Genomic DNA, 14,700 nt, shown 5'->3' with positions numbered 1-14,700 from the left:
CATCAAAAATCCCGGCGTGGCCAGAGCCGCCGCCGGGAGAATACAGTTACAACCCCTGGCAGAGATACTTCATCTCCAGGTAATCTTCGATACCGTGTTCCGACCCTTCGCGGCCAAGACCCGACTGTTTCACTCCGCCAAATGGCGCGACTTCATTAGAAATCAGCCCGGTATTGATGCCGACCATGCCGTATTCCAGCTGTTCGGAGACGCGCCAGATACGGGCGGCATCGTTGCTGTAAAAATAGGAGGCGAGGCCGTAGATGGTGTTATTGGCCTGCTCAATGACCTCTTGCTCATCCTCAAATTTCACCAGCGCGGCCACCGGGCCGAAAATCTCTTCCTGCAGCAGCAGTGACCCCGGCTGTACGTCGCCGATAACCGTAGGGGTGAAGAAATTACCGCCCAGCGGATGCGCTTTACCGCCGGTTAACAGCGTCGCGCCGCGGGTGAGCGCGTCGTCGAGCAGGGACTGGACTTTGCGTCCGGCGTCGGCGTTGATAAGCGGGCCAATCTGGACATCGGACTCGCTGCCATCGCCGACTTTCAAGGCGGCGACGCGGGCGACGAACTTATCGCAGAATTGGTCGTAGACGGCGCGATGAATATAGAAACGGTTGACGCAGACGCAGGTTTGCCCGGCGTTGCGGAACTTGGCGATCAGCGCCCCCTCGACCGCTTTATCGATATCGGCGTCGTCAAAGACGATAAACGGCGCGTTACCGCCGAGCTCTAAAGAGAGCTTTTTGATGGATTCCGCGCACTGGCGCATCAGCACGCGGCCGACTTCGGTCGAACCGGTAAAGGAGAGCTTACGCACCCGCTCATCGCCGGTGAACACCGCGCCAATCTCACGCGACTGCCCGGTTACGACGTTAATGACGCCCTGCGGGATCCCGGCCTGTTTCGCCAGTTCCGCCATCGCCAGCGCGGTAAACGGCGTTTCATTGGCAGGCTTAATTACCATCGTACAACCCGCGGCCAGCGCCGGGCCGGCCTTACGGGTGATCATCGCCGCCGGGAAGTTCCACGGGGTGATCGCCGCGCAGACGCCCACGCCCTGGCGGATCACCATCAGGCGTTTATCGGCGCCGGGGGAGGGGATTATCTCGCCGTTGGCGCGTTTCCCTTGTTCGGCAAACCACTCGATAAACGAGGCCGCATAGGCGATTTCGCCTTCCGCTTCCGCTAGCGGCTTGCCCTGCTCGGCGGTCATAATCTGCGCCAGCGCGGACTTGTTTTCGAGGATCAGGCGGTGCCAGTTCTTCAATAGCGCGGCGCGCTGGGCGGCGGTAAGCGCGCGCCATGCCGGCAGCGCGGCAGCGGCGGCATCCACCGCCTGCTGCGCTTCCGTCTGGCCCATATTCGGGATCCGGCCGAGCGTCGCGCCGGTGGAGGGATTGCTGACGGCAAGCGTCGTACCGTCGGCGGCGTCGTGCCAGCTTCCAGCAATCAGCGCCTGCTGGCGAAATAGATTTGAGTGAAATACGGACATGGCTAACTCCTTCAACGATTACGGCTGGAACACCTGGGCGACCAGATTGTGGAAATGGGCGATCCCATGCTCGGAGATACCGCTGCCGCTGTTATCCGCCATAATGCGTCCTTGGCCGCGATAGCCGCGGGACTTCAGCCCCTTTTGCACGCTTTCCACCAGACGTAAATCTTCCGGGCGGAACACGTCGCGATACCACTCAATCAGCGCCTTCTGATCGTCGGTCAGCTCTTCATTGGTGAAATAGATGTCGTAGTTCTGCAGGGTGGTCTCTTCATCCACCGGGAACTCATAAATGACGGTCATCATGCCTTTGATCGGCGTGACGTTGAGCATGGTGCACGGCCACAGCCAGAAACCGTGGAACGCGGCGTCGGTGCCTTCTTCGAATTTAAAGGACTGCTCGGACGGTTTGGCGAAGCCATACTGCAGCGTCCATTTGCCGTGCATGGTGTGCCAGTAACGGTCAACCTGCACGGAATCTGAGAAGCCCGGGTGCGCCGGGCCGCAGTGATAACATTCCAGATAGTTATCGACGATATTTTTCCAGTTCGCCGGGGTAAGGGTGGTAAAGCGCGCCGCCAGTTTCAGCTCATGTACATCCGGGCAGGCTTCCAGCACTTTGTCCTGCAGTCCCGGTAGCTGCGTTTCCACGCTCTCCGCTTGCGGGTTCATATTGATAAACACAAAGCCGGCATACTCTTCAAGGCGCACCGGCACAAGCTTTGCCTTTTCGCTATCGAAGTTCGCTACGTTTTCGCAGTTGCGGGCGTGGGCGAGATTGCCGTCCAGCTTGAAGGCCCAGGCGTGATAGGGGCAGGTAATCACGTTTTTGGCTTTACCTTCACCGCTCAGCAACTGGTGGCCGCGGTGCGGGCAGACGTTATAGAAGGCGCGCAGAATGTTGTCGCGGCCGCGGACGATAACGATATTTTCGCCGATGATCTCCCGGGTGATGTAATCGTTCGGCCTGGCGACTTCGCTGCCGTGGGCGACGCAAATCCAGCTATTGGCGAAGATACGCTCTTTCTCGTGCTCAAACGCCTGGCTGTCGGTGTAAAAACGGGCCGGAATGGTCCAGGCGTCCTGCGGATTGGCGCAAAAGTTAATCGGCAGGGTAAAGTCAGGGCTTAAATTGCTCATGTAGGGTCACCTTGTGATTATTGTCAGTAAGCGTTTTTTACAGCGACTGGCCGTCGCCTTTAAGTACCGCGCCAACCGGCAGCGTCTCGGCTTTAACGATCGGCTCGGGCGTATGGGTTTCTATCTGATGCACAGGCACGTGGGCGTAGTCCTGTTTTAGCCAGCGTACAAAGCCGCCGGTCTTGATCAGTAAAATGGCAAGGAACGGTAAGGCGGTCAGCACCACGGTGGTTTTCATGGTTTCCAGCGAAGCGCCGGTAAACAGAATCGATAGCGGGATGATGGTAATCACCACGCACCAGAACAGGCGCATGCCGCGATCCGGATCTTCGCCTTCGCGCAGGTTACGGGTACTGGTCGCCGCCATGGTGTAGGCCACCGCATCCATATGCGAGGCGAGGAAAACGATCATCACGAACAGATAGGCGGCGAGGAACAGCTTGCCCGCCGGCAGCGACATCAGCACCTGCTGGACGGCGGTTTCGCCGCCGAGGGACTGCATCACCTGCGGCACGTTAATCACGCCGTTGACGAACTGATGCATGGCATAGCTTTCCATCACCCCGAAGAAGAACCAGCAGCCGGCGGTGCTGCCGAGGATAAGCCCCCAGATCACCTCTTTAATCTTACGTCCGCGGGAGACGCGGGTGACGAACATCGCCACGCCTGGGGTATAGGAGATCCACCACAGCCAGTAGAAGACGGTCCAGTTGCGGGTAAAGGCGCCATCGCCGAGCGGGTCGGTAAACAGGCTCATCTGCAGAAAGTTTTGGCTCGTCAGACCGATAGCGTTGATGATGTTATTGGTGATGAATTCGGTCGGACCAACCAGTAATACCACCAACGGCAGCAGGAACGCCCCCCAGCCGACCATTTTGCTCAGTCGCTGCAGGCCGTTATTGATGCCAATCCACGAGCTCATGCAGAAAATACCGCCGGAGAGCAGGATCACAAACGCCTGGACGGTGAAGTTATCCGGCAGTCCGGTGAGAGCTGACAGGCCGCGGGTGAAGGTGGCGGCTGTGACCACCAGCGAAATGGTTAACGCGCCGACGGTGGCGATCAGAAACATCAGGTCAACCAGGCGACCCCAGAAACCCTGCGGATTGACGCCGGTGATTGCCGAAATGATCCCGGAGAGGCTGAGACCTTTATTTTTCCGCACGTGGAAGTGATAGGCCATGATCAGCGAGGCGAGGGTGTAGGTCGCCCACGCGCTAATGCCCCAGTGGAAGAAAGAGTAGGGGATGCTGTATTCCAGCGCTTTTGCTGAATGCGGCGCAATATTCAGGCCAGGGGTCTGGTAGTAATAAGCCCACTCGGCAACACCCCAGTACAGCGTAGAGGAGCCGAGTCCGGCGCAAATAAACATAAACAGCCATGAGAGAGTGCTGTATTCGGCTTTGCCTTCGCCGAGCCGGATATTGCCGTATTTGCTGGTGGCCAGATACAACACCAGTCCCAGCGCCAGCAGCACCAGCACCTGTACCGCGGAACCCAGCAGGCGGGTGACGCCGTTAAAAATCGAATTAGCCGCCTGCGCGGTTTGTTGGGGGAAGAGACTTAATGTAGCGGCGATGAAAACAATGGCCGCCAGGCTGATGACAATCAGCGGCACATCTTTTTTCTTTACGTTGCTCAACATGAGTGATCTCCTGGGCACGGTTGCCCGTCGGTGGCTTTAGCCTGTCGTTGTTATCACGCTGTAGGGTCAGGGTTCGTAGCAAAATGCTATTAACAATTGGATTATTTCTTCGTTACATGAATTAAACAATTGGCCGATTCGTGAAGCAATAAAACACGGAACGGAAATAATAAAAGGTGAATTAGCGCAGGTTCTTTCCTTTCGGGAATCAATAAAGTTCGCCGCTGTGATGCGGTTCACTTGTCAATCGTGGGGGATTCTGCATTCAGAGGAGAGAGGGGAGTTGGCGCGAGTTTTCCCGGGTAGCGGCTACGCCTTACCCGGGCTACGGTCCGAGCGACCTGCCTTTTATTTATTCACCACGCTGGCTGAAACTGCTGGTGTTGGTGGCCTCAAAATCGCTGAGACGTTCCCGGAAGGCCGGGGCAGCCCGCATGGATGCGGGCTGAGGGCCGTGTTTTGCAAGGACGCTGCCTCGGCCCGCCCCGAAGCCTGCAGGGATAAGTCGAAGGTACCACGAAGTGGCGATTTTGGCGGCCAGAGCCCGGGAGTACAGAGGGCGGCGGCGAATGGCCGCCCTCTGTGCGCTCCCTGCGCCATGAGAGCCATAACGCAGAAGAAATATCGGGAGCGCAATGTGCTCTGAATTAACACAAAGCACATGTTTTTCCCGGACCAAAACCGTTGCAAACCGATGCGATATCTACATGAGCGTGCCATTGTAGCCCCGGTAAGCGCAGCGCCACCGGGGAGCGGCGGGGTAATTACGCCAAAATGGCCTTGCAGATAGCGTCGCTGACCTGCTGCGTTGAGGCGTTGCCTTTCATGTCCGGGGTTTTCGGCCCGCTGGCGATCACCTGCTCTATCGCCGCCAGAATGCCGTTATGCGCGGCGTGGTAGCGCTCATCGCCGTTGCCAAGGAAATCGAGCATCATCGCCCCGGCCCAAACGGTAGCGATCGGGTTGGCGATATTTTTACCGTAAATATCCGGCGCCGACCCGTGAACCGGTTCGAACAGCGACGGGAAAGTCCGCTCTGGATTGAGGTTAGCCGACGGCGCAATACCGATAGTGCCGGTACAGGCCGGGCCGAGATCCGACAGAATATCGCCAAACAGGTTCGAGCCGACGACCACGTCGAAACGTTCCGGCTGCAGCACGAAGCGGGCGCAGAGAATATCGATATGCTGCTTGTCCCAGCGAATTTCGGGATAGCTTTTGGCCATCTCTTCCACGCGCTCATCCCAGTAGGGCATGCTGATCGCCAGACCGTTAGATTTGGTTGCGGAGGTCAGCGTTTTGCGCGGGCGGCTTTGCGCCAGCTCAAAGGCGTAGCGCAGGATCCGGTCAACGCCGCGGCGGGTGAAGACCGACTCCTGAATCACCACTTCATGCTCGGTGCCTTCATTGGCGCGGCCGCCGAGGGCGGAATATTCGCCCTCGGTATTTTCGCGCACCACGTAAAAATCGATGTCGCCGGCCTTTTTACCTGCCAGCGGACAGGGGACGCCGGGGAACAGGCGCACCGGGCGCAGGTTGACGTACTGATCGAATTCACGGCGGAACTTCAGCAGCGAACCCCATAGGGAGATATGGTCGGGGACGGTATCCGGCCAGCCGACGGCGCCGAAATAGATAGCATCGAAGCCCTGCAACTGCTCTCGCCAGTCGTCCGGCATCATCTTGCCGTGATGGGCGTAATATTCGCAGCTTGCCCACTCCATCTGCTCGAAGCTCAGCGACAGATCCCAACGCTGCGCGGCGGCTTGCAGCACGCGAATACCTTCAGGCAGAACTTCTTTACCAATTCCGTCACCGGGGATGGCGGCAATACGACAGGTTTTTTTCATTCCGGTTCTCACTTTTTAGCGATGATGTTTGACCACCTGCCTATCCTATAATTGACTGGTTCATAATTAATCACGCTAACTGGTGAAACATAAAACACAGATCATGAATAATCTGCCGCTGCTAAATGATTTACGCGTGTTCATGCTGGTCGCTCGCCGGGCCGGTTTTGCCGCCGCCGCCGAGGAGCTTGGCGTCTCACCGGCGTTCGTCAGCAAGCGGGTTTCGCTGCTGGAGCAAACCCTGCATGTGATGTTGCTGCACCGTACCACCCGACGGGTCACCATTACCGAAGAGGGGGAGCGGATCTACGAATGGGCGCAGCGCATTCTGCAGGATGTGGATGAGATGATGGACGAGCTTTCCGACGTGCGTCAGGTACCGCAGGGAACGCTACGGATTATCAGCAGCTTCGGCTTTGGTCGCCGGGTGGTCGCCCCCGCGCTGTCGGCGCTGGCCCGCCAGTACCCGCAACTTGAGCTGCGCTTCGATGTCCAGGACCGGCTGGTGGATTTGGTCAATGAAGGGGTGGATCTCGATATTCGCGTCGGCGACGATATCGCGCCGAATCTGATTGCCCGCAAGCTGGCGACCAACCACCGTATTCTCTGCGCGTCGCCGCAGTTCCTTGCCCGCCACTCGCCGCCGAAACAGCTAAGCGACCTGGCAGCCTTACCCTGTCTGGTGATTAAAGAGCGCGATCATCCGTTTGGCGTCTGGCAACTGCACAGCAAAGAGGGCCAGCACGCGATCAAGGTAACCGGGCCGCTCTCCTCCAACCATGGTGAGATTGTGCATCAGTGGTGTCTGGATGGGCAGGGGATTGCATTACGTTCATGGTGGGATGTCAGTGAAAATATCGCCAGCGGCCATCTGGTACACGTGCTGCCGGACTATTATCAGCCCGCCAACGTCTGGGCGGTCTACGTGTCGCGGCTGGCGACCTCAGCCAAAATTCGCACCACCGTAGAGTTTCTGCGCCACTATTTTCAGCAGCACTATCCCCAGCAGTGTATCGTCAGCAGCGAGGAAAACAGCCGGCGACCAGCGCCGCCGGCGGAGGGCGTTACAGACGAGTGACGCTCTGCAGGATCGTCAGCGCGCGTGAGAATTGAGCATCCGGGATGGTCAACGGATAGAGGAAGCGAATGACGTTGCCATACTGGCCGCAGGTCAACAGCAGCAGGCCCTGCTCCAGCGCCTGCTGCTGGATTTTCTGCGCAATCGCCGCCGACGGTTCGCCGGTCGCCGGATCGAAGAACTCGGCGGCGATCATCGAACCCACGCCGCGCGCTTCCACCAGCGCCGGACACCAGCCCTTAACTTCCTGTAGCGTCGCCAGCAGGCGCTCGCCGAGGAACTGCGCGCGCTCGCACAGCGCTTCGTTATCAATGATATCCAGCACCGCATGCGCAGCCGCCACCGCCAGCGGGTTACCGGCGTAGGTGCCGCCTAAGCCGCCCGGCGCCGGGGCATCCATGATCTGCGCGTTACCGACCACGCCGGAAAGCGGCATGCCGCCCGCCAGGCTTTTAGCCATCGTCATCAGATCCGGTTTATCGGCATAGTGATCCATGGCGAACAATTTACCGGTGCGGGCGAAGCCGCTCTGTACTTCATCGGCAATCATTACGATGCCGTGCTCATCGCAGAGGCGGCGTACTGCGGCAACCAGCTCTTTCGGCGCGACGTTAAAGCCGCCTTCGCCCTGTACCGGTTCGAAAATAATCGCCGCCACCTGTTTGGCTTCGATATCGGCTTTGAACAGGCGTTCAAGGGCGGTAATCGAATCGGCGGTGCTGATACCGTGCAGCGCTGACGGGTACGGCACGTGGTATACCGAGCCGGGGAACGGCCCGAAGCCCAGTTTGTACGGTGCGACCTTACCGGTTAGCGCCATCGTCATATAGGTACGGCCATGGAAACCGCCGCCGAAGGCGATAACGCCGGGGCGTCCGGTATGGGCACGGGCGATTTTCACCGCGTTTTCTACCGCTTCCGCGCCGGTAGAGAAGAAGGCGGTTTTTGCCGGGCCTTTGACCGGTGCCAGTTCGTTGAGCTTCTCCGCCAGCGACACATAGCTTTCATAAGGCACGATCTGATAGGCGGTATGGGTAAATTGCTGCAGCTGCTGTTCAACCGCGGCGACCATCCGCGGATGGCGATGGCCGGTATTCAGCACCGCGATGCCGGCGGCGAAATCGATATATTCATTGCCTTCGACATCGGTCAACGTGGCGTTTTGCGCGCTCTGGGCAAAGAAGTTGCACATAACGCCCACGCCGCGCGGGGTAGCGGAAAGACGACGCTGATGGAATTCATTGTTGCTCATAATAAACACCCTTTAGCAAAAGTTAATCACGGAACCGAACGGCAAATCAGACCCCAAGGCGATCGCGCAGGCTGTAGTAGGCGGCGCCCATGGCGGTAAAAGGAATTCGCAGGCTGCGCCCGCCCGGGAACGGGTAGTGCGGCAGTTTGGCGAAGGCATCGAAGCGCTCGGCATCGCCGCGCAGCAGTTCTGAAATCAAGCGTCCGGCCAGATGAGTACAGGTCACGCCGTGACCGCTGTAGCCCTGCATGTAGTAAATATTGTTATCCAGACGGCCGAACTGCGGCATACGCGACAGGGTCAGCAGGAAGTTGCCGGTCCAGCGGTAGTCAATTTTCACCCCCTGCAGCTGCGGGAAGGTTTTCAGCAGCTTCGGCATAATCAGACGCTCTACGTCGTCCGGGTCACGGGCGCCGTAGACCACGCCGCCGCCGTACAGCAGGCGGTTGTCGCCGGTAAGACGGTAGTAGTCCAGCAGGTAGTTACAATCTTCCACGCAGTAGTTTTTCGGGATCAGCGAGCGGGCTAAGTCTTCCGACAGCGGAGCGGTCGTCACGACCTGAGTGCCGCACGGCATGCTGCGTTTTGCCAGCTCCGGTTCAAGCTTGTCGCCGAGATAGGCGTTACCGGCGACGATCACGTAGCGCGCGGTTACCTGGCCGCGAGCGGTACTGACCACCGCCGGGCTGGTGTGCTGAATTCGGGTCACCGGTGACTGCTCATACACCCGGCCGCCGTTAAGACGAATGGCGTCCGCTTCGCCGATGGCGAGGTTCAGCGGGTGAATATGGCCGCCGCTGTGGTCGAGCAGGGCGCCGACGTAGCGGTCGCTGTCTACTTCGCGACGAATGGCATGGCTGTCGAGCAGTTCCAGTTGGGTATTGCCGTAGCGCTCCCAGTTGGCTTTTTGCTCTTCCAGCGTTTCCATTTGCTTATGGTTCATGGCCACAAACAGGCCGCCTGGGCGGTAATCGCACTGGATCTGGTAGCGCTGAATGCGTTCGCGAATAATATCGCCGCCTTCGAACATCATGCTGCCGAGCATTTTGGCCGCATCCGGGCCGTAGTTCTTCTCAATAACGTCGATATCGCGGCTATAGGAGTTAACCAGCTGTCCGCCGTTACGGCCGCTGGCGCCGAAGCCAATACGTGCGCCTTCCAGCACTACTACGTCGTAGCCCATTTCGGCCAGATGCAGGGCCGAGGAGAGGCCGGTGTAACCGCCGCCGACGACGCAGACGTCACAGTTGATTGATTCCTCCAGCGTTGGGAACGGTTCATACTTGTTGGCGCTGGCGGCGTAGTAGCTAGTGGTATGTTCAGTCATGATCAAGACTCCAGAGCAATCCAGATGGTTTTCAGTTCGGTGAATTTTTCCAGCGCGTGCAGCGATTTATCGCGCCCGTTGCCGCTCTGCTTATAGCCGCCGAACGGGACGGTCATATCACCATCGTTGTAGTTGTTGACGAAGACCGAGCCGGCCTTCAGGCGGCGACTCATGCGGTGGGCGCGCGACAGATCGCGGGTCCACACCGCGGCGCCGAGACCGTAGTCGCTGTCGTTGGCCAGTTGCAGCGCCTGTTCTTCGCTTTTGAAGCGCGTGACCACCAGCACCGGGCCGAAGATCTCTTCGCGGCTGAGGGTTGAGGACGGGTCGACATCGACGAAAATGGTTGGGCCGACGGCGGCTGGCCACGGATTTTTCCGTCCGTCGAGGAATAGCGTGCTTTTGGCCTCACCGCCGCGGATAAAGCTGTGCACGCTGTCGGCATGGGCGTTATCAATTAACATCCCCATGGTGGTATCGGGATCGAGTGGATTGCCCGGCTGCCAGTTTTGCGCCTGGGCTTTCAACAACGTCAGGAACTCATCGGCGATGCTCTCTTCCAGCAGCAGTCGGGTGCCGGCGATGCAGACCTGCCCCTGGTTATAGAAGATACCGCCGGCGGTGGCGTTGACCGCTTTTTGCAGATCCGGACAGTCGGCGAAGACGATATTGGCGCTCTTGCCGCCCGCTTCCAGCCACACGCGCTTCATGTTGCTGTCGCCGGCATCTTTCAGCAGCTGTTTGCCGGTACGGGTGGATCCGGTGAAGGTGATGACTTCAACGTCAGGATGCAGCGACAGCGCCTGCCCGGCCTCGTGGCCAAAGCCGCTGACCACGTTTAACACCCCGTCCGGAAGTCCGGCTTCTTTTGCAAGCCCTGCCAGACGCAAGGCGGTAAGCGGCGATTTTTCCGAGGGTTTGAGGATTACGCTATTGCCTGCCGCCAGCGCCGGGCCGAGTTTCCAGCAGGCCAGCAGCAGCGGGAAGTTCCACGGCACCACCGCGGCCACCACGCCAATCGGTTCACGAACGATCATTGCCAGCTCGTTACCGCCGGTGGGCGCGACTTCGCCATAGACTTTATCCAGCGCTTCGGCGTACCAGCGAATGGCGCGGGCGGAGCCGGGAATATCGTCGCGCAGGCTGTGGCGAATCGGTTTGCCGGTATCGAGCGTTTCCAGCAGCGCCAGCTCTTCACGATGGGTTTCCATCAGGTCGGCAAATTTCGTGAGAACCGCTTTACGCCGGGCCGGGGAGGCCTGCGACCAGTCGCCGTTATCAAAGGCCTGGCGCGCGGCTTTCACTGCCCGTTCGACGTCGGCTTTTTTACCGCGGGCGACCTGCGCTAATGTCTGCTGTGCGGCAGGGTCGATAGTCTCGAAGGTGGTATTATCGGCCGCGGCGCAATATTCGCCGTTAATAAATAAGCGCGTTTCAATGGCCAGGTTTTTCGCTTTTTCCTGCCAGTAAGCCAGGTGCTGAAAATTCATCATGACTCCTTAAAAACATCATCGGCAAAATATCGGGTTCGGCGTTTTCAGGCTGCTCAGGGCGCAGGGCGTCCCCGGGGTAGAAAACCGTCTCTTCGCCATTCACTGGCGTTAATTATCTTTGGGCCAGCAGGAAATAAGATTTCCGCGCTGCGCAGGTATTATTACTGCGAGTTCTTCGCCGCGGCGGAAATATTACATCCGCCGCGGCAGGCCTGAAGAAAGCCTGAAACCTGCTCAGGCTAAGAAATTAGAATGTGGTGGGGGTGTGGGCACTGATAATGCGGCAGATACCTGCCGAGGTGTTGCTGAAACTATGAGGGATGCCGGTATTAATGGCATAGCTCTGTCCAGCCACCAGGTGGTACGACTGACCATTAATCGTCAGCACGATTTCACCTTCCAGTATGGTGCCTATCTCCTCACCCTGATGCTTTATTCTCTCCCCGGTTGTGGTCCCAGGCTGGTAAGTTTCAAAAATCATCGCCAGCGTACGGTTCGGATTTCCGTTATGAACCAGTTTCATTGAAACGCCCTGACTCCCCATTTCGATAAGATCGTCCTGATTAATGACGACCTGCGGTTCATCCGGCTTTTCGGGTTCAGAAAAGAATTCCGAGAGCGACAGCCCATATACTTTCAGCAGCTTTTGCAGCGTACTGATGGCAGGACTGACTTTGTCCTGCTCTATGGTGCTGATGGCACTATGTGTTAACCCAGACAGTTCGGCGGCACGACGCTGTGAAAGACCCAGCTGTTGGCGGATCTCTGACAGACGTTTCCCTGGCGCCAGTCCGTCATCGCTCATATTTGCATTTCCTTAACTGTAGTGGTCAGAGCCGCCGCTTTTCGGCGACATGGCTCTGACAGGCGGTGATAAAACCATCAAACAACATACGCGACAGGGCGTATTCGCTACTGTTCCATTCAGGATGCCATTGTACGCCCAGCGCGAAAGGGTGGTCGTTGACGCTGACCGCCTCAACCAGCCCATCCGGTGAACGGGCCTCCACGCGCAGACGCGAACCCAGCGTTTTTGCGCCCTGGCCGTGTAGCGAGTTTACCCAAAACGTGTTGCAGCCCGGTATTAACTGAGAAAGTAAACCTCCTTCCTGCACCTCCACCTGGTGGGACGGCGCATACTGCTGCTCCACCGGTAGTTCAGGATCTTCGCGATGCTCCAGCAGTTCCGGCTGTTCAAACAGACGACGATACAGAGTCCCGCCGGTGGCGACAACCAGTTCCTGCAGCCCTCGGCAGATGGCGAAAATGGGGATGCGCCTTTCGAGCGCGGCGTTAATTAGCGCCATGCTCAGAAGATCACGCCCGGGGTCGGCGTCAGGCTCATCGCCGTTTTCACCATAAAGGTGCGGCTGCACGTTGCTGGGGCTGCCTGGCAGGTAGATCCCGTCCAGTTTATCGACTAACGCATCCAGTAGTTCCGGCTCGGCCAGCGCGTGCGGCAGGGCAATCGGCAGTCCGCCAGCGTTAACAATGGCATTCAGGTACTTTTCTTGCAGAGTCTGGGTCTGGTGACCCTTAAGCCTGTTTCTACACATCACGACGCCAATAACTGGCTTGTACATTATATTTTCCATGATCGCCCTCACAAAGTGGACTAAATTATGACCGCCAGTGGCTGATAAACGGCCATATCGTTCAATATTTTCTCAATCTAGCAGTGGAAATAGCCGTTTGCAAACTTAATTTAACATTTGACAAACATTTTGTTTGCATACACATTCGAATAGTGGACATTATATTTGACGTTTTCAGTCAGGGTCCGAAAACTAAAACAACGGCGGTGAATCATGGAAACCAATATCGTAGAAGTTGAGAGTTTTGTTCAGCAGACGGAAGAGAGACGGGTAAGCGCGTTCGCTAAAGAAGTGAAGCGCTACCTCGAAACCTACCCCAACACTCAGTATGTCGATGTACTCCTCACAGACCTTAACGGCTGCTTCCGCGGCAAACGCATTCCGGTCGCCAGCCTCAGCAAGCTGGAGAAGGGCTGCTACTTCCCGGCGTCCGTTTTCGCGATGGATATTCTCGGCAACGTGGTGGAAGAGGCCGGGCTTGGCCAGGATATGGGCGAACCGGACCGCAGCTGCGTCCCGGTATTGGGTACGTTGACCCCTTCGGCAGCCGATCCGGAATACATCGGCCAGGTCTTGTTGACCATGGTTGATGAAGATGGCGCTCCCTTTGACGTTGAGCCGCGGAACGTACTCAACCGCCTCTGGCAGCAGCTCCGCCAGCGCGGATTGTTCCCCGTGGTAGCGGTAGAGCTGGAGTTCTATTTACTCGATCGCAAACGCGACGCCGAAGGCTACCTGCAGCCGCCGTGCGCGCCCGGCACCGACGACCGCAATACCCAAAGCCAGGTCTATTCCGTTGATAACCTCAACCATTTTGCCGATGTACTGAATGATATTGATGAACTGGCCCAGTTACAGCTGATCCCGGCGGATGGCGCGGTGGCTGAAGCCTCTCCGGGGCAATTCGAAATCAACCTCCATCACACCGATAACGTGCTGGATGCGTGCGATGATGCGCTGGCATTAAAACGTCTCGTGCGTTTAATGGCGGAGAAGCATAAGATGCACGCCACTTTTATGGCGAAACCTTATGAAGAGCATGCGGGTAGCGGGATGCATATCCATATCAGCATGCAAAACAATAAGGGTGAAAACGTGCTGGCGGATGCGGACGGCGAGGATTCAGCCCTGCTGAAACGCGTGCTGGCCGGGATGATTGACCTGATGCCGGCGTCGATGGCGCTGCTGGCGCCGAACGTGAACTCGTATCGTCGCTTCCAGGCGGGCATGTATGTGCCGACGCAGGCGTCATGGGGGCATAACAACCGTACGGTAGCGCTGCGTATCCCGTGCGGCGATCGACATAACCACCGCGTTGAATACCGCGTAGCCGGGGCGGACGCCAACCCGTATCTGGTGATGGCGGCGATTTTCGCCGGCATCCTGCACGGCCTGGATAATCCGCTGCCGCTGCAGGAAGAGGTGGAAGGTAACGGTCTGGAACAAGAAGGCTTGCCGTTCCCGATCCGCCAGAGCGACGCGCTGTGGGAGTTTATGCAAAACGATCATCTGCGGGAGCGTCTTGGCGAGCGTTTCTGCCACGTTTACCACGCCTGTAAGAATGATGAGTTACTGCAGTTTGAGCGTCTTATCACAGAAACCGAAATTGAGTGGATGTTGAAAAACGCCTGATGTTCGCCCCGTAAGGGGCGCATTAGTTTAATCAGTAGCATCATACGGCCTGAGCGGAGCCTGGTCGTCCTTTTTGCTGGGAGCCCAGCCATTTCCCGGATGTCGCGTTAAGGAGCGCAGGCGGCAACGGGGCTTCAGTTAACGACACAGTGTGTGACGAGGAAATGAGATGATGCAGATGTTCAAATAT

General features: G+C 57.8%; 11 protein-coding genes. 2 read left to right on the top strand and 9 right to left on the bottom strand.

The genetic code is table 11. The annotated features are described in order from the left end of the window. Window positions 1-46: 46 nt before the first annotated feature. The 4 genes from ABLV66_RS16060 to ABLV66_RS16045 all read right to left on the bottom strand — a co-directional run bounded on the left by ABLV66_RS16060 (window position 47) and on the right by ABLV66_RS16045 (window position 6,133). On the bottom strand, window positions 47-1,495 hold the full coding sequence (locus tag ABLV66_RS16060; protein ID WP_348876182.1) for an NAD-dependent succinate-semialdehyde dehydrogenase: 1,449 nt from the start codon (window positions 1,493-1,495) through the stop codon (window positions 47-49). 18 nt (window positions 1,496-1,513) lie between these two features. Continuing rightward, window positions 1,514-2,638 (bottom strand): carnitine monooxygenase, oxygenase subunit YeaW, encoded by a 1,125-nt coding sequence (gene yeaW / locus ABLV66_RS16055; RefSeq protein WP_045397447.1) that lies wholly within the window; start codon window positions 2,636-2,638, stop codon window positions 1,514-1,516. Window positions 2,639-2,675: 37 nt separating this feature from the next. Beyond that, window positions 2,676-4,283 (bottom strand): BCCT family transporter, encoded by a 1,608-nt coding sequence (locus ABLV66_RS16050; RefSeq protein WP_348876181.1) that lies wholly within the window; start codon window positions 4,281-4,283, stop codon window positions 2,676-2,678. Between the two features lie 764 nt (window positions 4,284-5,047). Then, window positions 5,048-6,133, bottom strand: coding sequence for a tartrate dehydrogenase (locus ABLV66_RS16045; protein ID WP_015367268.1), 1,086 nt, complete (start codon window positions 6,131-6,133; stop codon window positions 5,048-5,050). Window positions 6,134-6,215: 82 nt separating this feature from the next. On the opposite strand from ABLV66_RS16045, the gene ABLV66_RS16040 reads away from it, so the two are divergent. Continuing rightward, window positions 6,216-7,211, top strand: coding sequence for a LysR family transcriptional regulator (locus tag ABLV66_RS16040; RefSeq protein WP_161801883.1), 996 nt, complete (start codon window positions 6,216-6,218; stop codon window positions 7,209-7,211). Here ABLV66_RS16040 and puuE read toward each other — a convergent pair. The 5 genes from puuE to puuD form a co-directional block, all read right to left on the bottom strand. Continuing rightward, entirely contained in the window at window positions 7,198-8,463 is a 1,266-nt protein-coding gene (gene puuE / locus ABLV66_RS16035; RefSeq protein WP_045386357.1) for a 4-aminobutyrate transaminase, read from the bottom strand. The two genes, ABLV66_RS16040 and puuE, sit on opposite strands and share 14 nt — an antisense overlap. Before the next feature lie 46 nt (window positions 8,464-8,509). Then, on the bottom strand, window positions 8,510-9,790 hold the full coding sequence (locus tag ABLV66_RS16030; protein WP_045397003.1) for an NAD(P)/FAD-dependent oxidoreductase: 1,281 nt from the start codon (window positions 9,788-9,790) through the stop codon (window positions 8,510-8,512). 2 nt (window positions 9,791-9,792) lie between these two features. Then, window positions 9,793-11,280, bottom strand: coding sequence for an aldehyde dehydrogenase PuuC (puuC, locus tag ABLV66_RS16025; protein WP_348876217.1), 1,488 nt, complete (start codon window positions 11,278-11,280; stop codon window positions 9,793-9,795). 250 nt (window positions 11,281-11,530) lie between these two features. After that, a complete protein-coding gene (gene puuR, locus ABLV66_RS16020) occupies window positions 11,531-12,088 on the bottom strand; it encodes an HTH-type transcriptional regulator PuuR (RefSeq protein WP_002898590.1) in 558 nt (185 codons plus the stop codon). 25 nt (window positions 12,089-12,113) lie between these two features. Beyond that, complete coding sequence (gene puuD, locus ABLV66_RS16015) at window positions 12,114-12,866, bottom strand: gamma-glutamyl-gamma-aminobutyrate hydrolase (RefSeq protein ID WP_161798760.1); 753 nt, start codon at window positions 12,864-12,866, stop codon at window positions 12,114-12,116. A gap of 225 nt (window positions 12,867-13,091) precedes the next feature. On the opposite strand from puuD, the gene ABLV66_RS16010 reads away from it, so the two are divergent. Continuing rightward, complete coding sequence (locus ABLV66_RS16010; protein ID WP_348876180.1) at window positions 13,092-14,510, top strand: glutamine synthetase family protein; 1,419 nt, start codon at window positions 13,092-13,094, stop codon at window positions 14,508-14,510. Window positions 14,511-14,700: the final 190 nt, after the last annotated feature.

It is taken from the genome of Klebsiella sp. CN_Kp073 (assembly GCF_040065495.2).
Taxonomy (GTDB): Bacteria; Pseudomonadota; Gammaproteobacteria; order Enterobacterales; family Enterobacteriaceae; genus Klebsiella; species Klebsiella aerogenes.
The sequence above is the reverse complement of the archived record's forward strand: the minus strand, read 5'-3'. Positions and strand labels throughout refer to the sequence as shown.

What these genes read in the sequence shown, in the direction of transcription:
- yeaW (WP_045397447.1), bottom strand. Translation starts at nt 2,638, where the DNA reads ATGAGCAATTTAAGCCCTGACTTTACCCTGCCGATTAACTTTTGCGCC.
- ABLV66_RS16010 (WP_348876180.1), top strand. Translation starts at nt 13,092, where the DNA reads ATGGAAACCAATATCGTAGAAGTTGAGAGTTTTGTTCAGCAGACGGAA.
- puuE (WP_045386357.1), bottom strand. Translation starts at nt 8,463, where the DNA reads ATGAGCAACAATGAATTCCATCAGCGTCGTCTTTCCGCTACCCCGCGC.
- puuD (WP_161798760.1), bottom strand. Translation starts at nt 12,866, where the DNA reads ATGTACAAGCCAGTTATTGGCGTCGTGATGTGTAGAAACAGGCTTAAG.
- ABLV66_RS16050 (WP_348876181.1), bottom strand. Translation starts at nt 4,283, where the DNA reads ATGTTGAGCAACGTAAAGAAAAAAGATGTGCCGCTGATTGTCATCAGC.
- ABLV66_RS16060 (WP_348876182.1), bottom strand. Translation starts at nt 1,495, where the DNA reads ATGTCCGTATTTCACTCAAATCTATTTCGCCAGCAGGCGCTGATTGCT.
- puuC (WP_348876217.1), bottom strand. Translation starts at nt 11,280, where the DNA reads ATGAATTTTCAGCACCTGGCTTACTGGCAGGAAAAAGCGAAAAACCTG.
- ABLV66_RS16045 (WP_015367268.1), bottom strand. Translation starts at nt 6,133, where the DNA reads ATGAAAAAAACCTGTCGTATTGCCGCCATCCCCGGTGACGGAATTGGT.
- puuR (WP_002898590.1), bottom strand. Translation starts at nt 12,088, where the DNA reads ATGAGCGATGACGGACTGGCGCCAGGGAAACGTCTGTCAGAGATCCGC.
- ABLV66_RS16030 (WP_045397003.1), bottom strand. Translation starts at nt 9,790, where the DNA reads ATGACTGAACATACCACTAGCTACTACGCCGCCAGCGCCAACAAGTAT.